This window comes from Rhodococcus sp. NPDC047139 (assembly GCF_040643435.1).
Taxonomy (GTDB): domain Bacteria; phylum Actinomycetota; class Actinomycetes; order Mycobacteriales; family Mycobacteriaceae; genus Rhodococcus.
Map to the genome: position 1 here is coordinate 123,140 of NZ_JBEYUH010000010.1, position 19,785 is coordinate 142,924.

General features: G+C 67.5%; 19 protein-coding genes. 12 read left to right on the plus strand and 7 right to left on the minus strand.

The features are described 5' to 3' along the window. Window positions 1-32: 32 nt before the first annotated feature. From ABZ789_RS14785 to pdhA, 3 genes are read right to left on the minus strand one after another with little or no spacing between them, the layout of a single operon-like run. Window positions 33-1,325 (minus strand): dihydrolipoamide acetyltransferase family protein, encoded by a 1,293-nt coding sequence (locus tag ABZ789_RS14785; protein ID WP_358424858.1) that lies wholly within the window; start codon window positions 1,323-1,325, stop codon window positions 33-35. An 8-nt stretch (window positions 1,326-1,333) separates the two neighbouring features. After that, window positions 1,334-2,314 (minus strand): alpha-ketoacid dehydrogenase subunit beta, encoded by a 981-nt coding sequence (locus tag ABZ789_RS14790; protein ID WP_358424860.1) that lies wholly within the window; start codon window positions 2,312-2,314, stop codon window positions 1,334-1,336. Next, window positions 2,311-3,411 carry a pyruvate dehydrogenase (acetyl-transferring) E1 component subunit alpha gene (gene pdhA / locus ABZ789_RS14795; RefSeq protein WP_358424862.1) on the minus strand — a complete coding sequence of 367 codons (1,101 nt, stop codon included), beginning with the start codon at window positions 3,409-3,411 and terminating at the stop codon, window positions 2,311-2,313. The genes ABZ789_RS14790 and pdhA overlap by 4 nt, the downstream gene beginning before the upstream one ends. A 164-nt stretch (window positions 3,412-3,575) precedes the next feature. Here pdhA and ABZ789_RS14800 point away from each other — a divergent pair, with 164 nt between their 5' ends. After that, the gene (locus ABZ789_RS14800; protein WP_358424864.1) at window positions 3,576-4,049 is read left to right on the plus strand and encodes an Lrp/AsnC family transcriptional regulator; all 474 of its coding nucleotides are present in this window, start codon (window positions 3,576-3,578) and stop codon (window positions 4,047-4,049) included. A gap of 21 nt (window positions 4,050-4,070) precedes the next feature. On the opposite strand, the gene ABZ789_RS14805 is transcribed toward ABZ789_RS14800, so the two are convergent. Continuing rightward, the gene (locus ABZ789_RS14805) at window positions 4,071-4,544 is read right to left on the minus strand and encodes a thioesterase family protein (protein WP_358424866.1); all 474 of its coding nucleotides are present in this window, start codon (window positions 4,542-4,544) and stop codon (window positions 4,071-4,073) included. 184 nt (window positions 4,545-4,728) lie between these two features. Here ABZ789_RS14805 and ABZ789_RS14810 point away from each other — a divergent pair, with 184 nt between their 5' ends. Both ABZ789_RS14810 and ABZ789_RS14815 read left to right on the plus strand, forming a co-directional pair. Beyond that, the gene (locus tag ABZ789_RS14810; RefSeq protein ID WP_358424868.1) at window positions 4,729-5,568 is read left to right on the plus strand and encodes a sulfurtransferase; all 840 of its coding nucleotides are present in this window, start codon (window positions 4,729-4,731) and stop codon (window positions 5,566-5,568) included. Window positions 5,569-5,756: 188 nt separating this feature from the next. After that, window positions 5,757-6,485, plus strand: a complete 729-nt coding sequence (locus ABZ789_RS14815; RefSeq protein WP_358424869.1) for a DUF5995 family protein — start codon at window positions 5,757-5,759, stop codon at window positions 6,483-6,485. 4 nt (window positions 6,486-6,489) lie between these two features. Here ABZ789_RS14815 and ABZ789_RS14820 read toward each other — a convergent pair whose 3' ends face one another. Continuing rightward, window positions 6,490-7,308: a shikimate 5-dehydrogenase gene (locus ABZ789_RS14820; RefSeq protein ID WP_358424871.1), complete on the minus strand. Its 819-nt coding sequence runs from the start codon at window positions 7,306-7,308 to the stop codon at window positions 6,490-6,492. 91 nt (window positions 7,309-7,399) lie between these two features. Here ABZ789_RS14820 and ABZ789_RS14825 point away from each other — a divergent pair, with 91 nt between their 5' ends. Then, the gene (locus ABZ789_RS14825) at window positions 7,400-8,182 is read left to right on the plus strand and encodes an enoyl-CoA hydratase/isomerase family protein (protein WP_358424873.1); all 783 of its coding nucleotides are present in this window, start codon (window positions 7,400-7,402) and stop codon (window positions 8,180-8,182) included. Window positions 8,183-8,188: 6 nt separating this feature from the next. On the opposite strand, the gene ABZ789_RS14830 is transcribed toward ABZ789_RS14825, so the two are convergent. Together ABZ789_RS14830 and ABZ789_RS14835 are read right to left on the minus strand one after the other, a co-directional pair. Next, on the minus strand, window positions 8,189-8,866 hold the full coding sequence (locus tag ABZ789_RS14830; RefSeq protein ID WP_358424960.1) for an HNH endonuclease family protein: 678 nt from the start codon (window positions 8,864-8,866) through the stop codon (window positions 8,189-8,191). An 81-nt stretch (window positions 8,867-8,947) separates the two neighbouring features. Next, window positions 8,948-9,877 carry an NADP-dependent oxidoreductase gene (locus ABZ789_RS14835; protein WP_358424875.1) on the minus strand — a complete coding sequence of 310 codons (930 nt, stop codon included), beginning with the start codon at window positions 9,875-9,877 and terminating at the stop codon, window positions 8,948-8,950. A gap of 48 nt (window positions 9,878-9,925) precedes the next feature. Here ABZ789_RS14835 and ABZ789_RS14840 point away from each other — a divergent pair, with 48 nt between their 5' ends. The 8 genes from ABZ789_RS14840 to ABZ789_RS14875 all read left to right on the plus strand — a co-directional run bounded on the left by ABZ789_RS14840 (window position 9,926) and on the right by ABZ789_RS14875 (window position 19,755). Then, a complete protein-coding gene (locus tag ABZ789_RS14840) occupies window positions 9,926-12,733 on the plus strand; it encodes a DEAD/DEAH box helicase (RefSeq protein ID WP_358424877.1) in 2,808 nt (935 codons plus the stop codon). Continuing rightward, window positions 12,733-13,503 carry an SWIM zinc finger family protein gene (locus tag ABZ789_RS14845; RefSeq protein WP_358424879.1) on the plus strand — a complete coding sequence of 257 codons (771 nt, stop codon included), beginning with the start codon at window positions 12,733-12,735 and terminating at the stop codon, window positions 13,501-13,503. Before ABZ789_RS14840 ends, ABZ789_RS14845 begins: the two co-directional genes overlap by 1 nt. A gap of 109 nt (window positions 13,504-13,612) precedes the next feature. Then, window positions 13,613-14,161 (plus strand): DUF1360 domain-containing protein, encoded by a 549-nt coding sequence (locus tag ABZ789_RS14850; RefSeq protein WP_358424881.1) that lies wholly within the window; start codon window positions 13,613-13,615, stop codon window positions 14,159-14,161. Window positions 14,162-14,318: 157 nt separating this feature from the next. Then, window positions 14,319-15,851 carry a CoA-acylating methylmalonate-semialdehyde dehydrogenase gene (locus ABZ789_RS14855; RefSeq protein ID WP_358424883.1) on the plus strand — a complete coding sequence of 511 codons (1,533 nt, stop codon included), beginning with the start codon at window positions 14,319-14,321 and terminating at the stop codon, window positions 15,849-15,851. A 10-nt stretch (window positions 15,852-15,861) separates the two neighbouring features. After that, complete coding sequence (locus ABZ789_RS14860; RefSeq protein ID WP_358424885.1) at window positions 15,862-17,016, plus strand: isobutyryl-CoA dehydrogenase; 1,155 nt, start codon at window positions 15,862-15,864, stop codon at window positions 17,014-17,016. Then, complete coding sequence (locus tag ABZ789_RS14865; protein ID WP_358424887.1) at window positions 17,013-18,077, plus strand: enoyl-CoA hydratase/isomerase family protein; 1,065 nt, start codon at window positions 17,013-17,015, stop codon at window positions 18,075-18,077. The genes ABZ789_RS14860 and ABZ789_RS14865 overlap by 4 nt, the downstream gene beginning before the upstream one ends. Beyond that, complete coding sequence (gene mmsB, locus ABZ789_RS14870) at window positions 18,074-18,982, plus strand: 3-hydroxyisobutyrate dehydrogenase (RefSeq protein WP_358424889.1); 909 nt, start codon at window positions 18,074-18,076, stop codon at window positions 18,980-18,982. Before ABZ789_RS14865 ends, mmsB begins: the two co-directional genes overlap by 4 nt. Beyond that, window positions 18,979-19,755 carry an enoyl-CoA hydratase gene (locus tag ABZ789_RS14875; protein ID WP_358424891.1) on the plus strand — a complete coding sequence of 259 codons (777 nt, stop codon included), beginning with the start codon at window positions 18,979-18,981 and terminating at the stop codon, window positions 19,753-19,755. Before mmsB ends, ABZ789_RS14875 begins: the two co-directional genes overlap by 4 nt. Window positions 19,756-19,785: the final 30 nt, after the last annotated feature.

The window sequence follows — 19,785 nt, forward strand, 5'->3', positions numbered from 1 at the left end:
GTGGGCGCCGTGACGCGTGCCAGGGGGTGCCGTCACGCACCCGCCAGCAGAGCGGCCACCGGATCTGCGAGGAAGGAGCCGATCGTCGCGAGAGCGCGGCCTGCTTGTTCCCCGTCGACGAGCCGATGGTCGAACGACAGTGACAGGGTGACGACCTTGCGGACCGCGAGAGCACCGTCCACCACCCACGGGCGGTCGGAGATCGCTCCGACCGCGAGAATCGCGGACTCGCCCGGATTGAGGATCGGTGTTCCCGCATCCACGCCGAAAACTCCGACGTTCGTCACCGAGACGGTCGAACCGGTCAACTCGACCGGCGAGGACCGTCCTGCCCGCGCTCGGTCGGCGACCTCGGCGATCGAATTGGCCAGCCGGGGCAACGACAACCGTTGTGCCTCGCGTACGACGGGAACCTTGAGACCCTCCGGGGTCGCGGTAGCGATCCCGAGATGCACGTCGTGGTGGAGGACGATCTCACCGGATTCGTCTTCCCAGCGCGAATTCAGCGACGGCTCGTCGGTGATCGCGCGCATCAGTGCACGGGAGACGATGCTCAGGGCGGTGGGGCGGACGCCTTCGAAGACAGGGGACGCGCGCAGAGTGGACACCAGATCGACCGTGGCGGTCGCGTCACACGTGAGGAACACCGTGGCGTGCGGGGCGGTGAAGGCACTGCGGGATACGGCGTCGGCGGTCCGCTTGCGGATGCCTCCGACGGGCACCCGGGTGGTCCGCGCGGCGGGGGACGCGGATGCGTGCGTGTCGGTCCCTCGGGTGTGTGCCTCGCCGTGTCCCGCAGCGCGGCGCACGTCGTCGCGGGTGATCACCCCACCCCGCCCGGTGCCGGTCACCGTGGTCAGGTCGACTTCCAGGAGGCCGGCGAGTTTGCGTGCACCGGGTTTGGCGTCGGGGCGCGAGGGTGGTGTATCGGCCTCTCGGGTGGGACCTTCCTCGCCCGGCATACGGCGGGCCGTGCGCCTGCTCGGCGGTGCCTCGCCGGGGCCGTAGCCGACGAGCACCGACGGATGTGGCGAGCCGGTCTCGCCTCCCGGTGTGTCATCGCTTCCGGCATCGGTGGCGATCCGCAGCAGCGGTGTCCCGACCGGAACCGTCTGCCCGGGTTCGACGAGCAGTTCGGTGATCGTGCCCGCACAGGGCGAGGGCAGTTCCACCGTGGCCTTCGCGGTCTCGACCTCTCCGATGACCTGATTGAGTGCGATGCGGTCGCCGACCGCGACCGCCCAGCGCACCCAGTCCGCCTCGGTCAGGCCTTCGCCGAGGTCCGGGAGGCGGAACTCCTCGACTGTGCGTGCGGGATTCGTCATGATGCTCCTCACGCTGCGAGTGCGCGGTCGACGGCGTCGAGGATCCGATCGGCATCGGGGCGATGATGCGATTCGAGTTTGGCCGGGGGATAGGGGATGTCGAATCCGCCGACTCGCAACACCGGTGCCTCGAGCTGATAGAAGCAGCGTTCGCTCGTGCGGGCCGCGATTTCCGCACCGATGCCGCAGAACACGGGCGCCTCCTGCACGACGACGAGCCGGCCGGTCCGACGCACGGACGCCTCGATCGTGTCGAAATCGATGGGCGACAACGTCCTCAGGTCGACGACTTCGAGCGAATGCCCCTCGGTTTCGGCGACCTCGGCGGCCCGCAGCGCTGTAGCCACCAGTGCACCGAAGGTCACGATCGTCGCGTCGGAACCGGACCGGGCGATCCGCGCGCTGTCGAGGCCGATCTCGGGAGCGGTCTGCGTGTCCACCTCACCTCGTTCCCAGTAACGGTGCTTGGGTTCGAGGAAGATCACAGGGTCGTCGAGCGCGATCGCCTGCTGAATCATCCAGTACGCATCGGAAGGGGTGCTCGGACTGATCACGCGCAGGCCGGCGGTGTGTGTGAAGTACACCTCGGGTGATTCCGAGTGGTGCTCGACCGCGCCGATGCCTCCGCCGTAAGGGATGCGGACGGTCAGCGGCGCTGTCACCGCACCGGCCGTGCGGTAGTGGATCTTCGCGACCTGGGAGACGATCTGGTCGAACGCGGGATACACGAAGCCGTCGAACTGGATCTCGCACACCGGCCGGTATCCCCGCAGCGCCATCCCGAAGGCTGTTCCCACGATTCCTGATTCGGCGAGCGGAGTGTCGATCACGCGTGCTCCACCGAAATCCTTCTGCAGAGTGTCTGTGATCCGGAAGACGCCTCCGAGGGTGCCGACGTCCTCGCCCATGACGACGACCTTGGGATCCTGTTCGAGCGCGCGCCGCAGTCCTGCGTTGAGGGCGCCGGCGAGTGTCATCGTCGTGGTCATCGTCCCGCCTCCTCGGTCGCTGGGCCGAAACTCGCCAGATACCGGGAGTGGTCGGCGCGTTCCTCACCCACAAGCGGATGCGCGGTGGCGTAGACGTGGTCGAACAGAGTCGCCGGGTCCGGGTCGGGCAACTCGAGTGTGCCGCGCCGGAGTCGCGCGGCGGCCTCGTCGGCCTCGGCTCGGACCTCGTCGAGGAAGGACTCGTCGATCCGACCTTCGCGCTCGAGCAACCGTCGTAGCCGATCGAGAGGGTCGCGCAACTTCCACTCCTCGAGGTCGGCGGGTGTGCGGTACCGGGCCGGGTCGTCCGAGGTCGTGTGCGGACCCATGCGGTAGGTGAGGGCCTCGATGAAGAACGGTCCGCCGCCGTCGCGGGCATGCCGGATGGCGCGCCGTGTCACCGCGAGCACTGCGAGGACGTCGTTGCCGTCCACCTGCACAGCGGGCATCCCGAAGCCGGCGGCGCGGAGCGCGAGGGGAACGGGGCTCTGCACGCGCGTGGGCACACTGATCGCCCACTGGTTGTTCTGGCAGAAGAAGACCACCCCGGCACCCCAGCTGACGGAGAACACCAGGGCCTCGGACAGGTCGCCCTGGCTGGTTGCGCCGTCCCCGAAGTACACCACCGTGGCGATCTCGGCGCCGTCGAGTTTCGCTCCCATCGCGTAACCGGTGGCATGCAAACCCTGGGTACCGACGACGATCGCCGGGTTGGTGGTGGCGACCGGCCGCGGATCCCATCCCGCCAGTGCATTACCGCGCCACAAACGGGTCATGTCTGCGGGGTCGACACCGCGGCACCACGCGACCGCGTGCTCGCGGTAGCTGATGAAGACGTAATCGTCGGGAGCAAGTGCCCGGGCCGAGCCGATCTGGGAGGCCTCCTGACCGATGAGTGGCGCCCAGAGCCCGAGCTCACCTTGCCGTTGCAGAGCGGTCGCCTCCGTGTCGAGGCGTCGTGCGACGACCATGTCGCGGTAGAACTCGCGGAGCCGGTCGGGGCCGATGTCGGCGACGAGTGGTGCGTACTCGGGGTCGAGGACACGTCTCCCGTCGGGCTGGATCAACTGGACCGGATAGGTGGTGGATACAACCATCGGATCACCTCGTCGGTGCGGACCGGACGTGCCCTTGTGGGGCGCGACCGGATGATGTGCCGTACCTCACATGATCCGCGTGCGGCGCGAATGCGCAATCGGCACGGAAAGCGCTGCGCAGAAAGCACGGTTTCGAAGCCCCGAGCGCTGGCAGACTGCGAAGAATGACAAGCCTCGATACCACCGACGCGCGTCTACTGCTCGAACTCGCCCGCACGCCGCGGGCCACCGGAGTGGAACTGGCGCAACGTCTCGGACTGTCCCGTAACACCGTCCAAGCGCGTCTGGCCCGGTGGGAGACCGAGGGAGTGCTCGCGTCCTTCGAGCGACGGGTGGAGCCCGTCTCGCTGGGTTATCCGCTCGCCGCCTACGTGGCCACGCGTGTCGATCAGCATCGCCTCGACGAGGTGGTCGACGAACTCGCGCAGATCCCCGAGGTCACCGAGGTCTACGGGGTGACCGGGCCGATCGACCTGTCGGTCAAGGTCGTCGCCCGCGACGCCGACGACCTCTATCGGCTGGCCGGCCGAATCCTGAAGATCCGCGGTGTCGAGCGCACGGACATGTCCCTGGTCATGCAGGAACTCGTCCCGCAACGTACGGCTCCGCTGCTCGACCGGGCCGCCCTGCGAAGCTGAGCGGAGGCCGAGTGTGCAGTGCTACCGGCCGGCGTTCGGGGTCGCCAGCTGGGCCGCGGCCTTGAGGATCTGGTCGGGGATTGCGACGGGTCGGCGGGTGTGCGGGTCGACGTAGACGTGCACGAAACGACCGGTTGCGGCCGGGACGAGTTCGTCGCCGGCCTCCCGAAAGATTGCGAGAGCGTATGTGATCGACCGAGCGCCCAGGCGTTCGACTGCCAGCCCCACCTGCAAGCGGTCGGGGAAGGACAGTTCGGCGAGATATCGGCACGAGGTCTCTGCCACGACCCCGATCGCGTCGAGTTCGCGGATGTCGCACCCGGTGGTGGAGATGAGCCAGCCGTTGACCGCGGAGTCGAAGTACGAGTAGTACGTGACATTGTTGACGTGGCCGTAATGGTCGTTGTCGGCCCAGCGCGTCTGCATGGGCCACAACACCGGGAACTGCTCCGGCGCGGGTGATCCGGCGGGGCTCGTCGGTTGGCGGTTGCTCACGTCTCGACGATAGTGCTTCTGCGGGTGGCAAATCAGATCAACTGTGCCGGGCGGAGTCCGAACCTGTCCCGAAATCCGTCGAATCGGACGGCTACGGTGCGAGATCGCAGGCCCGTCCTTCCACACGGCGCGCCTGTCGGCCGCAAACCTGAACGCCGCGTGCCGTTCGTGTCAGGATCGGATCATGCCCGATACCGTCCTCCTCGCCACTGCCGAACTTGCCCGGATGATCGATCACGGTCGACCCCCTGTGATACTCGACGTTCGCTGGGCGCTCGGCGACACGCACGGACTCGACAGATTCCACGAAGGGCACATCAGTGGTGCGGTCTACGTCGATCTGGACGAGGAGCTCGCCGATCCGCCCGCGCGAGAACTCGGTCGTCACCCCTTGCCCGGTATCGATCGCCTCCAGGCTGCGGCGCGCGGATGGGGTATCGACGACGGGAGTCCCGTCGTCGTGTACGACGACAGTGGCGACCTTGCCGCCGCTCGCGCATGGTGGTTGTTGCGCTGGGCCGGACACGCCGAGGTCCGCTTGCTCGACGGCGGGCTGCCGGCATGGATCGCAGGAGGGCACCCGATCGCAGCGGGCCCGGGCGGTGAACGGAAGACGGGTAACGTGACGTTGAGCCCCGGTCACATGCCGACGATCGACGCGGACGAGGCTGCCGCCTTCCCCGAGCACGGAGTTCTGCTCGATGCGCGGGCCCTGGAGCGGTACCGCGGCGACGAGGAACCGGTGGATCCCCGGGCGGGCCACATTCCCGGTGCGGTCAGCGCCCCGACCACCGAGAATCTCCGCGAGGACGGCTCGTTCCTGCCTGTCGACCAGCTCGCCTACCGCTTCTCGAAGCTCGGTCTGGGTCGCACCGATGTCGCCGTGTACTGCGGCTCCGGGGTCCATGCCGCACACGAGATCGCGGCGCTCGAGATTGCCGGCATCAGCGCCGCACTGTACCCGGGTTCGTGGTCGCAGTGGTCTGCCGATCCGACACGGGAGGTCGCGACCGGTGAGGACTGAGAGCGGTTCGAACGGGAGTGGGACGTAGGCTCGCGCTCGGGGAACCAATCGGTAAATTCACACAAATGAAACATCTCGCCCGAAGCCGTACGGCGATGACCGTAGGAGCTGCAGTTCTAGCGTCCCTCCTCGCTGCACCGACGGTATCGGCGGCGCCGGCTCCATCCGATACGGTTGCGTCCCAATGTGTGTCGGTCGTTCCCGAAGCCGAGATCGCCGCGCTCACCGATCCTGCGGGAATCGAGACCTTCGACGATGCCCGCGCCCGGATCGCCGAATTACGTGATCTCCTCACACGCAGCGACGACTATCGCGGAACCTTCGTGCTCGCCTTCGACGAGATTCTCGAGCTCACCGGCCCGACGCTCGATTCCGGGATCTACGACGACCCCGAGTGGGCGTCCGCCCTCGCCGTCGAAGTGGTGCGGCTGTACCTGACGAATCTGCACGAGTACGTGATCGGCGGGTCGCCGGCGCCGCACTGGGCCGATGCACTCGAGCTCACCGAACAGTGCGACCGCAGCCCGGGCCGTGTGCTGCTGGGTGCCATCGTCGCCCACCTGGTGATCGATTTCCCGGAAGCTCTCGTGACCATCGGATCGACGCCCGACCACACCCGCGACTTCTACACCTTCGGTGAAGCGCTGGTCGAGGCCGCGCCGGTGATCGCCGACGAGTTCGAGGCCGTCTACGGCGTCGACCTCGGGCCGTTCTTCACCGGATGGTTCGTCGGCGACCTCGCGGGCGCGACCGAGACCACCACCTTCATGTTCCAGTCGGCGCGAACGGCCGCATGGGTGAACAACTTCGGATTGCAGAATCCGGCCACTCGTGATGTCACGCGCGCCGAGATGAACCTCGCGGTCGATGCTGCCACCGTGGTCCTCGACGGACTCGAAAAGACCGGAACCATCTGACCGCTCAGGACCGTGAGTACTCCGACGCGCGACGGATCTGCTCGCGCGTCGGAGTCACGCCGGTGTAGAGCTCGAACTGGAGCGCGGCCTGCAATGCGATGACTTCATCGCCCGTGATCACCGGGATGCCGCGCTCACGCGCGAATCGGACAAGGGGGGTTTCCGGCGGTAGGGCCACCACGTCGAACACCGTGGCCGCCGCCGCGACGAAGTCGTGGGGGAGAGGCAGGTCGTCCGATTCCCGCCCGCCCGCCATGCCGATCGGAGTGGCGTTGACTATCAGGCCGGGCGCGACCTCGGCGATATCGTTACGCCACTCGTAGCCGTACTTGCGGGCGAGTGGCCGCCCGGTGGTCTCGTTGCGGGCGAAGATGGTCCCGTCGGTGAACCCGTTGTGCCGCAAGGCGGACGTCACGGCCTTCGCCATGCCGCCACTTCCCACGACCGTCACCGGCAGGGCGGTGTCCACACGGTGCTCGACGAGCAGGTCGCTCACCGCCTGATAGTCGGTGTTGTAGGCGTGAAGGACACCGTCGTCGTTGACGATCGTGTTCACCGATTCGATCGCCCGCGCCGAATCGTGCAGCACATCGACCAGCGGCAACACCGCTTCCTTGAACGGCATCGATACCCCGGCGCCGCGGATGCCGAGACCGCGTATGCCTGCCACAGCGTCCTCGATGTTCGTGGGGGCGAATGCCTTGTAGACGAAGTCGAGTCCGAGTTCCTCGTAGAGAAAATTGTGGAACCGCGTACCGATATTGCTGGGGCGGCCCGACATCGAGATGCACAGACGAGTGTCCTTGGAGATGCGCTCGAGCATCTGTTCACCGTAGACCCGAACCCTTCGGAATCATTGTTTCCGATACCGAGCATGCTGTTCTCGAACAGAAGAATGAGATACCGTTCGGTGCATGGGAGACGATCTGGGAGCAGGCGGACTGAGGTTCGAGCGAGAAGGCGCAATCGGCTGGTGCATCATCGACCGGCCTGCGGCGCGCAACGCTTTCACTCCGGCGATGTACTACGGGCTCAAACGCGCGGTACGGCTGGTCAACGCCGATCCCGATCTCGCCGCGCTGATCATCACCGGCGTCGACGACGTCTTCGCCCCCGGAGGTGACCTCGGCGGTCGTGCCGAACCCGGCGACGACCTGCCCGACGGTCTCGCCGGCACCGATGTGGTGCCCTTCCTCACGATTCGTGACAGTCGCGCGCCGGTCGTCTCCGCCGTCAACGGAATCTGCCAGGCGGGCGGACTGCTCGTCGCGATGATGTCCGACATCGCCGTGGCCAGCGACCGTGCAACCTTCCGGGTTCCCGAACTCCTGCGTGGCATCCCCGACGCGACTTTCGCCGCCGCACTGCCCGCCCACGTCGGTCTCGCCGCCGCCCGCGACCTGCTGTTGTCGGCGCGCGTGTTCGACGCGCACGAAGCACTCCGTCTCGGCGTGATCTCACGGGTCGTCCCGCACGAGCAGTTGCGCGAGGCGGCCCTCGAAGCCGCGCGGCAGATCCTGCGCACCGCACCGATCGCGCGAGCCCAGGTCAAACGGATGCTCAACGAGCGCTACGGGCAGTTCGACTACCAGACGATGTTCGGCGCCCTCGAGACCTCACCCGAGCCCCGGGAGGGTATGCGGGCATTCATGGAGAAGCGTGATCCGGATTGGATCCCGCGCAACCTCCCGGCCTGAGCGACGTCAGGGGCAGGACTCCGCTGCGGTCGCCAGGGCCCGGTGATCTGCGGCAGTGATGGGCAGCGAGTAGCGCACCGCCACCGTCAGATACCGCCCGGCGAACCAGCAGCGGTAACCGGGCGCGGGTGGCAGCCATTCGGCCGGTGTGTGGTCGCGTTTGTCGAGGTTGGCCTGTCCGCCCACGGCGACGAGGTTGTAGGTGATGTCGTTGGCGAACTGGCGTCGGAGCTCCGTCGGCCACGCCGCGGCACCGAGATCCCAGGCCGCGGCGAGCGGGTAGATGTGGTCGATGTGCACGGCGTCCGCCTCTGATCGCCGGAACTCCACCCGCACACCCGTATACGGGTCGTCGAGCAGGCCGGAGGTCACCACACAGTCGTTGCTGCCTACCCGGAAAATGGGTGAAACCAGGTCGCGCGCGAGGACGTTGTTGCGAGTGTCGCAGCCGTCGCGTCCGCCGGCGCCCGGATGGTCGTCGGTCCAGGCCGACCCGAACACGCATCCCTCGCCGGGACCGCATCCCCGCTGATAGCCGGGTACCTTCCGCCGCTCCTCCATTACCGTCACCTGGGCCAGCAAGGCGTGCACCTCGGTTCGGGCAGGGCTTCCCGGCACCGTCCCGGACTCGGGCCCGGTGCGATCCCACAGCCAGGACACCGCCACCGCCACGGCAACGGCCATCACCCACCACGTCGCGTTCCCCCCACGCACGCGGAGATCCTGACACGATCCGCCGACAAGGTCGTGAGGAGTACGGTTCGCTCAGGGCACCGTCACGACGACCTTCCCACCCGCATGCCCGGATTCGACCAGTTCGAGTGCGCGTCCGGCGTCGGACAGCGGAAAGGTCCGTTCGACACGGGGGGTGAGGACGCCGCGCTCCACGAGAGCTGCGACCTGCCGGAAGACCTCCCGGGTGCGTCGCCGGGTCACCCCCGAACCCCCGAGGGCTTGCGCGCGGACGGGATCCGCCACGCTCACCACCCGCTCGGGAGCCCGGGCCACCGTGACTGCGCGATCCAGCACGTCTCCGCCGACGAGATCGACGACCGCGGTCACCGGCCCACACCGCTCGGCGAGTGCTGCCACACGGTTCTCGAAGCCCGCACCGGCCTCGATCCACAGACCACCCGTGGATTCGACGAGATGTCGTTTCCCCGCACTCGCCACACCGAGGACGGCAGCCCCGGCTGCGTGCGCGAGTTGTGTCACGGCCGACCCCACCCCGCCTCCGGCGCCCAGAACGAGCACGGTGTCGGCGTCGACGATCTCGAGATGCTCGACGATGTCGAAGGCGGTTCCGGCCGCGACGGGGAGGGTGGCCGCTACCTCGAACGAGACGGTCTCGGGTTTGTGCGCGGCAGCGCGCGCGTCGACGAGCGTGTACTCGGCGTAACCGCCGAAGCCTTCCGCGGTGGCTCCGAAAACGGCATCGCCCACCGCGAAATCGTCGTCCGCACCGCTGCCGAGCGACTCCACCACACCCGCGACCTCCCGGCCGAGCACAGCGGGGAAGTGCACCGTGACGCTGTTTCTCCGCGCTCCGGAGCGGACTTTCCAGTCGGCGGGATTCACTCCGGCGGCTTGGACGGCCACGAGCAGTTGTCCCGGTCCGGGCGCCGGAACAGCCGTCTCGAGAAGCCGTTGTGTCTCCGGACCGCCGTAATCGACGAAGCCGTATGCGCGTGCCATGGACCCAGCCTGCCATCGGGGTCGGGTACGGCTGGCACGATGGTGGGCATGTTGCACGGGCTGTGGTCACCGGGATCCGGCCTGATGCTGTGGTGGGATCCCGCCACAGAGCCCGATCCCGACGCGCTCCCCTCGGCGCTGCGCCGGTGGGTGGATCGCCAGTTCCGTCATCGCGTCACGATCACCTTCCCGGGCGCGAGCGAACCGTGCCCGGTGCCCGCCGTCGCGGTCGCACCCCCGGACGCTGCGGAACTTCTGCTGGACATGCCCCGACGTCCCGGAGGCGTGGGCGGCGACCTGCGATATCTCGCTCACGTGGCGCGGGGAATCGAGAGATGGGCGCAGGCCGGTCGTGTCGCGCCCGAGCTCGTGCGTGCCGAGAAGCAGTGGTGGGCGCGGTGGCGACTGCTCGGTGGCGAGAAGACGAGGGCCTGGTCCGCCGAACTGGCCGCCGCGATGCCTCCCGTGCAGCGACAGCTCGGCCGGCCGGTCGAGCTGCTCGACGATCTGTGCTGTGAACTGACCGACCCGATCGTGCGCACGCTTCACGGTTCGTCGACCTCGCTGCATCCGCTCGTCGCCGCTCTGGCGGAGGGTATTCCCCATCCCCGCGGCACCCAGCGGATGGCCGACGCACTCGAGGAATGGCGCGCCAGCCTGGCCGGTTACGAACCCGATCTGGTGCTTCGCCTCGTCGAGCCGGACGACCTCGATGACGGAGTCGGTGCCGATTCCTTCTGGCGGCTGGAGGTGTGCCTGCGCGCGGAAGGCCAGGCGCCGATGCCGCTACCGGTGGAGGGCACCGACCCGTACCTGCTGCAGATCGGCGTCCGCAAACTCGGTGTCGCGCTCTCGGCGTATCCACGTCTGCAGGACGTACCCCGCGACCCGGACAACCTCGACCTGCTGCTGCCCACGCCGGTGGTGGTCGATCTCGTCGAGCACGGAGCCCGGGCGCTCGACGCCGCAGGGATTCCGGTCCTGCTGCCGCGCGCGTGGACCACGGTCGAGCCGTCCCTGCGCTTGCAGGTCGACTCGCCGGTGGCACCGGTCGGGGCCGACGACAGCGTCGTCGGGATGAGTGCGATCGTCTCGTACGAGTGGCAGCTCGCCGTCGGCGACATGCTGCTCACACCGTCGGAGATGGAAGAACTCGTCGCGGCGAACAGCGACCTGGTGAAGCTGCGCGGCAAATGGGTACGCGCCGACAGCGAGGCCCTCACACGAGCCGCCCGCTTCGTGACGGCGCATTCGGCGGAGGATGCCACACTCGGATCACTGTTCGCCCAGTTCACCGGCGACAACCCCCCACCGGCAGTGGTCTCCGACATCTCCGCGTCCGGCTGGGTCGAAACGCTGCTCGACGGGCGGGTCGCTCCCGAGCCGGTACCGGTGCCGATCGGACTGAAGGCCGAATTGCGGCCGTACCAGCAGCGCGGCGTCGACTGGCTGGCCTTCATGAGCAGGCTCGGTCTCGGCGCAGTACTCGCCGACGACATGGGTCTGGGCAAGACCATCCAGGTGCTTGCGTTGCTCGCGCACGAACGCGAATCCGGTCTGCGAGATGCGCCGACGCTGCTGGTATGCCCGATGTCGGTCGTGGGCAACTGGCAGCGCGAAGCCGAACGGTTCGTGCCCGATCTGAAGGTGCACATCCATCACGGTGCTCAGAGGAGGAGCGGCGCGGCGCTCGCCGAGACCGCAGCCCGGCACGACCTGGTGGTGACCACCTACGCGATCGCCGCTCGTGACGTCGCGCAACTCGCCGCGCTGTCCTGGCGGCGCGTGGTCCTCGACGAAGCCCAGCACGTGAAGAACACCGCGACGGCTCAGTCGCGTGCCACCCGTGCGGTGCCTGCGGCGCACCGGATCGCGCTCACCGGTACACCCGTGGAGAACCGTCTCGAGGAGTTGCGCGCGATCCTGGACTTCGCGAACCCGTCCCTGCTCGGCAGCGCAGCGTCCTTCCGGGCGCGGTTCGCGGTGCCGATAGAACGCGACCACGACGCGGTCGCCGCGGCGCGGCTGAGGGCGTTGTCCGCGCCGTTCGTGATGCGCCGCGTCAAGACCGACCCCGACGTCATCTCGGATCTGCCCGAGAAGTTCGAGCAGACCGTGCGGGCGAACCTCACGGCGGAGCAGGCTGCGCTCTACCGGGCGGTCGTGAACGACATGATGCGCCGGATCCGCGACAAGGAGGGCATGGCCCGCAAGGGAGCGGTGCTCGCGGCGCTGACCCGGCTCAAGCAGGTGTGCAACCACCCGGCGCACTATCTGAGCGACGGTTCGCCCGTCCTGCGTCGTGGCCGGCACCGCTCGGGCAAGCTGGGGCTGGTCGAGGACATCGTCGAGTCCGTGCTGGCCGACGGCGAGAAGGTGTTGCTGTTCACGCAGTTCCGCGAGTTCGGCGGTCTTGTCGTCCCGTATCTCGAGGAACGATTCGCGACGTCGGTTCCCTTCCTGCACGGAGGAGTGCCCAAGGCGAAGCGCGACGCGATGGTCGCGGCCTTCCAGGGTGAAGGCGGTCCGCCGATCATGATGCTCTCGCTCAAGGCGGGCGGCACCGGGCTGAATCTCACCGCAGCCAACCACGTCGTCCACCTCGACCGGTGGTGGAACCCCGCGGTGGAGAACCAGGCGACCGACCGCGCGTTCCGGATCGGGCAGCGCCGCGATGTCCAGGTCCGCAAGCTCGTCTGTGTCGGAACCGTCGAGGAACGCATCGACGAAATGCTCACCGGCAAGAAGGAACTCGCCGAGATCGCGGTCGGTGTGGGGGAGAACTGGATCACCGAGCTGTCCACCGACCAGCTGCAGTCCCTGCTCGCTCTCGGCGACGACGCGGTGGGTGACTGATGGCGCGGGGCAACGTTCACCGATACGGCACCACGCGGCGCATCGACGGCGGCATCGAAGCGCGCACCAAGCGTGGCTCGATCGGCCGGGGCTGGTGGTCGAAGGAACTGATCTCGGCCATGGAGGAGGTCGCCGACAAGGGACGGCTGACGAGGGGCCGTGCGTACGCGCGCACCGGTCAGGTGATCTCCATGCGCCTCGAACCGGGTTCGGCGGTGGCGGAGGTGCAGGGCAGTCAGCTCACCCCGTTCACCACGGTGGTGCGCGTACGGACACTCGACGAGGACACGGTGAACGAACTCGTGGACCTGGTCCGCTCGTCGCCCGGCATGCTCGCCCGGCTCGCGGCGGGAATCCTTCCGGAAGAACTGGGGTCGCTGCTGCTCCCACGACGCGCGGGCGAACTGGATTTCGATTGCACATGCCCGGACGACGGGTGGCCCTGCAAACACGCCGCGGCGGTCGCCTACCTGCTCGCCGAACACGTCGACGAGCAACCTCTCGCGGTCTTGACGCTCCGAGGAATCGACATCGCAACGTTGATCGGCGGCGTCGACGAGGCCGAGTCCGCGGACGACGCGGCCGCGGAGGAGGACTTCTACGGGGACCACATCGAGTTGCCGGAACTCCCGGCAGAGCGCTTCAGGCCTGCGCTCGAGGATCTCGACCCCATGCTGCTGCGCCGCGCGCTGCGGGCGGGCGGAACCGACGAGGCAGTGGTGATCCGCGGTATCAACGACCTCGAGGATCTGTACAGACGGATGCGATGACGGTCCGTCCTCCGATCCGGTTGCAACAGCGGACGCGGGGGTATGCCTGCCCGGTGAGGATGCGGGTGGCCACGCCCACCTGCTCGCAATCGTCCCGAGGGGAGAATTCATGGGGACATCCGAAGGACCATCGCCCAAGGAGCACGCAGAGCGTGCAGTTCACGCAGTGAAGCAGGAAGCCGCGATCTATCGGGGCGAGGAAGATCGCCCGCTCGGCGGATACGCGGTGCTGATGTCGATCTACTTCACGCTCGTAGGTCTTCTGTCGGCGGGCGCGGTGAGGCGGGGGCGCCCCCTGCCCAGACCGAGCGCCGGCGATCTCGTCGTCACAGCTCTCGCAAGCCACAAGTTCTCCCGGATCCTCAGTAAGTCCGCCGTGACGAGTCCGGTGCGCGCACCGTTCACCCGGTTCGACGGCCCGGGGGGTCCGGCCGAGGTCATGGAACAACCCCGCAAGTCGTCGCGGATCCGTCACGCCGTGGGCGAACTGCTGGCGTGTCCGTTCTGCCTCGACCTGTGGGCGGTGACCGCCCTCGTGTTCGGTCTGGTCTACGCACCGGGCCCGACACGCCTGGTCGCCGGCTCGTTCGGAGCCCTGGCCGGCGCGGACTTCCTGCAGCTCGCGTATGCGAAGGCACAGCAGATGGCCGAAGGCTGACGCACAGCACGCTCGTCGAGCGGCTCGAGCGGGGTGTGATGGTAGACATACATGGACTTCCAACTATAGGATCAGCGAAGACTTCGGGCCTGCGCCCGTTCGTGCCGAAAATCGCACATCCCATGTCATCACACATCAGTAAAGGACGGGATCGGACATGAGCGTTCGAGAACTCACCCACTTCGTCGGCGGACAGCACATCCCCGGCGCCTCCGGCCGCTATGCCGATGTCTTCGACCCCAATACCGGCGAGGTGCAGGCACGTGTACCTCTCGCTGCGGTGAGCGAGGTCGAGGCTGCGATCGCCGACGCCGAAGTGGCACAGAAGGAATGGGCGTCGTGGAACCCGCAGAAGCGGGCTCGCGTGCTCATGCGGTTCCTGCAGCTCGCCCAGGACAACATGGACGAACTCGCCCGCCTGCTGTCCAGCGAGCACGGCAAGACCATTCCCGACGCGAAGGGCGACATCCAGCGCGGACTCGAGGTCGTCGAAGTCGCGCTCGGCGCGCCGCACCTGCTCAAGGGCGAGTACACCGAATCCGCCGGTACCGGAATCGACGTGTACTCGATGCGGCAGCCCCTCGGAGTCGTCGCCGGTATCACGCCGTTCAACTTCCCGGCCATGATCCCGCTGTGGAAGGCCGCTCCCGCTCTCGTCTCCGGCAACGCCTTCGTGCTCAAGCCCTCCGAGCGCGACCCCTCCGTGCCGCTCCGTCTGGCCGAGTTGTTCATCGAGGCCGGCCTTCCGGCCGGTGTGTTCAACGTCGTGAACGGCGACAAGGAAGCCGTCGACGTCCTGCTGAACGACAAGCGCATCAAAGCTGTCGGCTTCGTCGGCTCGACCCCGATCGCCCAGTACATCTACGAGACGGCCGCCAAGAACGGCAAGCGCGCGCAGTGCTTCGGTGGCGCGAAGAACCACGCGATCATCATGCCCGACGCCGACCTCGACCAGGTGGCGGACGCCCTCGTCGGGGCCGCCTACGGCTCGGCCGGCGAGCGCTGCATGGCGCTGTCGGTGGCTGTCCCTGTCGGCGAGGAGACCGCCGACCGGCTCGTCGCCAAACTCACCGAGCGCATCGCCGAACTGCGCATCGGCACCAGCTTCGACGAGAAGGCCGACTTCGGTCCGCTCGTGACCGCCGCCGCCCGCGACCGTGTCCACGGCTACATCGCCAAGGGCGTCGAGGAAGGCGCCGAACTGGTGGTCGACGGACGCGACTTCGTCCTCGAAGGCCACGAGAACGGCTTCTTCTCCGGCGCAACCCTGTTCGACAAGGTCACCACCGACATGTCGATCTACCGCGAGGAGATCTTCGGTCCCGTGCTCACCGTCGTGCGCGCCCGCGACTACGAGGACGCCCTGCGCCTGCCCACCGAACACGAGTACGGCAACGGTGTCGCGATCTTCACCCGTGACGGCGACACCGCCCGCGACTTCACCACCCGCGTCGAGGTCGGCATGGTGGGCGTCAACGTACCGATCCCCGTCCCGATCGCGTACTACACCTTCGGCGGCTGGAAGGCCTCCGGCTTCGGCGACCTCAACCAGCACGGACCGGACGCCTTCCGCTTCTACACCAAGACGAAGACGGTCACGCAGCGCTGGCCGTCCGGCGTCAAGGAAGGCGATATCGAGGGTGCCCACGTGGCCGACACCGACCACTTCGTCATCCCGACGATGAACTAGGCGGTACGCCATGTTCATCCTCACCGACGACGACCGGGCGATTCGTGATACCGCCCGGGACTTCGCCACCGAGTACCTGGCACCCCACGCGGTCGAATGGGACCAGGAGAAGCACTTTCCCGTCGACGTGCTGCGCAAGGCGGCCGAACTGGGCATGGGCGGGATCTACGTCCGGGAGGACGTGGGTGGATCGGGACTGCGACGCCTCGATTCCGTCAGGATCTTCGAGGAACTGGCGAAGGGCTGCCCGTCCGTCGCGGCGTACATCTCGATCCACAACATGGTCTCGTGGATGATCGACAGCTTCGGCAACGACGAGCAGCGCCGGCAGTGGATCCCGAAACTGTGCACGATGGAGCACCTCGCCAGCTACTGCCTCACCGAACCGGGTGCCGGATCCGATGCGGCGGCCTTGAGTACCAAGGCTGTTCGTGACGGCGACGAGTACGTACTGACCGGCGTCAAGCAGTTCATCTCCGGAGCCGGCACCTCCGACGTGTACGTGGTCATGGCACGCACCGGCGACAGCGGCGCGCGTGGTATCTCCGCGTTCATCGTGCCGAAGGACACTCCCGGCCTGTCCTTCGGAGCCAACGAGAAGAAGATGGGCTGGAACGCGCAGCCCACCCGCCAAGTGATCTTCGACGGCGCCCGCGTGCCCGCCGAGAACCTTCTCGGCAGCGAGGGCGGCGGCTTCCGCATCGCCATGCACGGCCTCAACGGTGGCCGCATCAACATCGCCGCATGCTCGGTCGGAGGAGGGCAGACCGCACTCGACCGGACGGTCGCCTATCTCGCCGAGCGCAAGGCATTCGGGGAGCGACTGCTCGATTCGCAGGCACTGCAGTTCCGGCTCGCCGATATGCGTATCGAACTCGAAGCCGCGCGCACCTTGCTGTGGCGCGCTGCCGACGCCCTCGACCGCGGTACCGACGACGTCGTGGAACTGTGCGCGATGGCCAAGCGATTCGCGACCGACACCGGATTCGAGGTCGCGAACGAGGCGCTGCAACTGCACGGCGGATACGGTTACCTTGCCGAGTACGGGATCGAGAAGATCGTGCGCGACCTGCGCGTGCATCAGATCCTGGAAGGAACCAACGAGATCATGCGGGTGGTCGTCGCGCGGAGCGTGGTGGCCACGGCGCAGAACGGAGCGGCATGACCGGGCAGGAACCCGAGATCCTCATCGACGTGAAGGACGGCATCGGCCGCATCACGCTCAACCGGCCCAAGGCCATCAACGCGCTCAACCACGCCATGGTCCTCGAGATGTCGAACGCCCTGACTGCGTGGGAGAACGACGACTCGGTGAGGGCGGTGCTCGTGCGGGGTGCCGGTGAACGCGGCCTGTGCGCCGGCGGCGATATCGTCTCGATCTACCACGATGCGAAGGACGGTGGCACCGGCTCGAGGAATTTCTGGCGCGACGAGTACATCCTCAATGCGGCGATCGGCCGCTACCCCAAGCCCTATATCGCGATCATGGACGGCATCGTGATGGGCGGCGGCGTCGGGATCTCCGCACACGGAAACGTCCGGATCGTCACCGAACGCTCGAGCATCGCCATGCCCGAGACCGGAATCGGATTCGTCCCGGACGTCGGTGGTACCTACCTGCTCTCGCGCACCCCAGGCGAGATCGGTACCCACATCGCGCTGACCACCGGACGGATGAAGGCGGGAGACGCCATCGCCCTCGGTTTCGCCGATCACTACCTGCCCTCGGAGTCGCTCGACAAGTTCGTGGCCGCACTCGAATCCGGTTCGGTAGAGGACGCCCTCGCCGAATACTCGCAGCCGGCACCCGAATCGGCTCTGCTCGCCCAGCGCGACTGGATCGACGCGGCGTACTCCGCCGACACCGTCGAGGAGATCGTCGAGCGCCTCCGGTCCTCGGACGTTCCGGAGGCACGCGAGACCGCGGACCAGGTACTCGCGAAATCCCCTGTCGCGCTGAAGGTGACCCTGCGATCCCTGCGCAATGCCCGGCGCTTCGACAGCCTCGAAGAGGTCCTGAACGAAGAGTTCCGGGTCTCGACCGCCTCGCTGAACTCGCACGACCTCGTCGAAGGTATTCGCGCTCAGGTCGTCGACAAGGACCGGAACCCGAAGTGGTCTCCGGCGACCCTCACCGACGTCACCGAGACCGACGTCGACGCCTACTTCCAGCCTCTCGGCGATCTCGACCTCGGGCTCGCCGCTCCCAAGGAGAACGACCGATGAGTGCACTCCCCGCCGTCGCCTTCCTCGGCCTCGGGCACATGGGCGGACCCATGGCCGCGAATCTCGTCCGTGCCGGTTACACCGTCAAGGGTTACGACCCGGTCCCCGCCGCGCAGGAAGAGGCTGCGAAGAACGGCGTCACCGTCGCCGATGCTGCTGTCGAGGCGGTTCACGGTGCCGAGGTCGTGATCACCATGCTGCCCAACGGTAAGCTCGTCCTCGACCTGTACGACGAGATTCTCCCTGCGGCCGAGCCGAATACGCTGTTCGTCGACAGCTCGACCATCGACGTCGCGGACGCGCGCGCCGCGGCGGAGAAGGCGCACGAGGCCGGGCACCGCGCCGTCGACGCGCCGGTCTCCGGTGGTGTCGCCGGGGCGGCAGCCGGGACGCTCGCGTTCATGGTCGGCGGCAGCGAGGACGACTTCGCCACCGCACAGCCGCTGCTCGAGGCGATGGGCCGCAAGATCGTCCACTGTGGCGGGTCCGGCAACGGCCAGGCTGCGAAGATCTGCAACAACATGATCCTGGGTATCTCGATGATCGCGATCAGCGAGGCATTCGTCCTCGGCGAGAAGCTCGGCCTCGACAACCAGGCACTGTTCGACGTCGCGTCCAACGCGTCCGGCCAGTGCTGGGCACTGACGAGCAACTGCCCGGTGCCGGGTCCGGTGCCCACCACTCCGGCGAACAACGACTACCAGCCGGGTTTCGCGACCGCGCTCATGGACAAGGATCTGGGACTGGCCGCGAATGCGGTGCGGTCCAACGGAGTCGAGGCCGAACTCGGGCTGCGCGCAGCCGAGCTCTACCATCGTTTCAACACCGAGGGTGGCGGGGGACTCGATTTCTCCGCCATCATCACCGACATCCGTGAACGTTCGACCGCGAAGGACAGCAAGTGACCGATTTCGAGACCATCCTGCTCGACCGCAAGGGCCGCGTCGGCATCGTCACCCTCAACCGGCCGAAGGCGCTCAATGCGCTCAACAGCCAGTTGATGCGCGAAGTCGTCGCTGCGGTCGAGGAACTCGATGCCGACGACGAGATCGGCGCGATCCTGCTCACCGGGTCGGAGAAGGCATTCGCCGCCGGCGCGGACATCAAGGAGATGGCGCCGAAGACCTTCGCGGAGGTATACGCGGAAGACCTGTTCTCGCAGTGGGATCGGCTCTCGTCCGTGCGCAAGCCGATCATCGCCGCGGTCTCCGGCTATGCGCTCGGCGGCGGATGCGAGCTGGCGATGCTGTGCGACTTCATCATCGCCTCCGACACCGCGAAATTCGGCCAGCCCGAGATCAAGCTCGGTGTCATCCCCGGTATCGGTGGCTCGCAGCGTCTCACGCGTGCCGTGGGCAAGGCCAAGGCGATGGACATGTGCCTTACCGGTCGCAACATGGATGCCGAGGAAGCCGAGCGGGCCGGGCTCGTCTCGCGCATCGTCCCGGCAGCAGAGCTGCTCGATGTGGCTCTCGAAACCGCGACCACCATCGCGTCGATGTCGTTGCCGGTCGCAATCATGGCGAAGGAAGCAGTCAACCGCTCCTTCGAGACGACGCTGGCCGAAGGTGTGAGGTTCGAGCGACGAGTCTTCCACTCCACGTTCGCGACCGCCGACCAGAAGGAAGGCATGGCGGCCTTCGTGGAGAAGCGCACGCCGGAGTTCAAGCACGCCTGACCCGAGTCGTCACTGCATACGGCGAAGGGC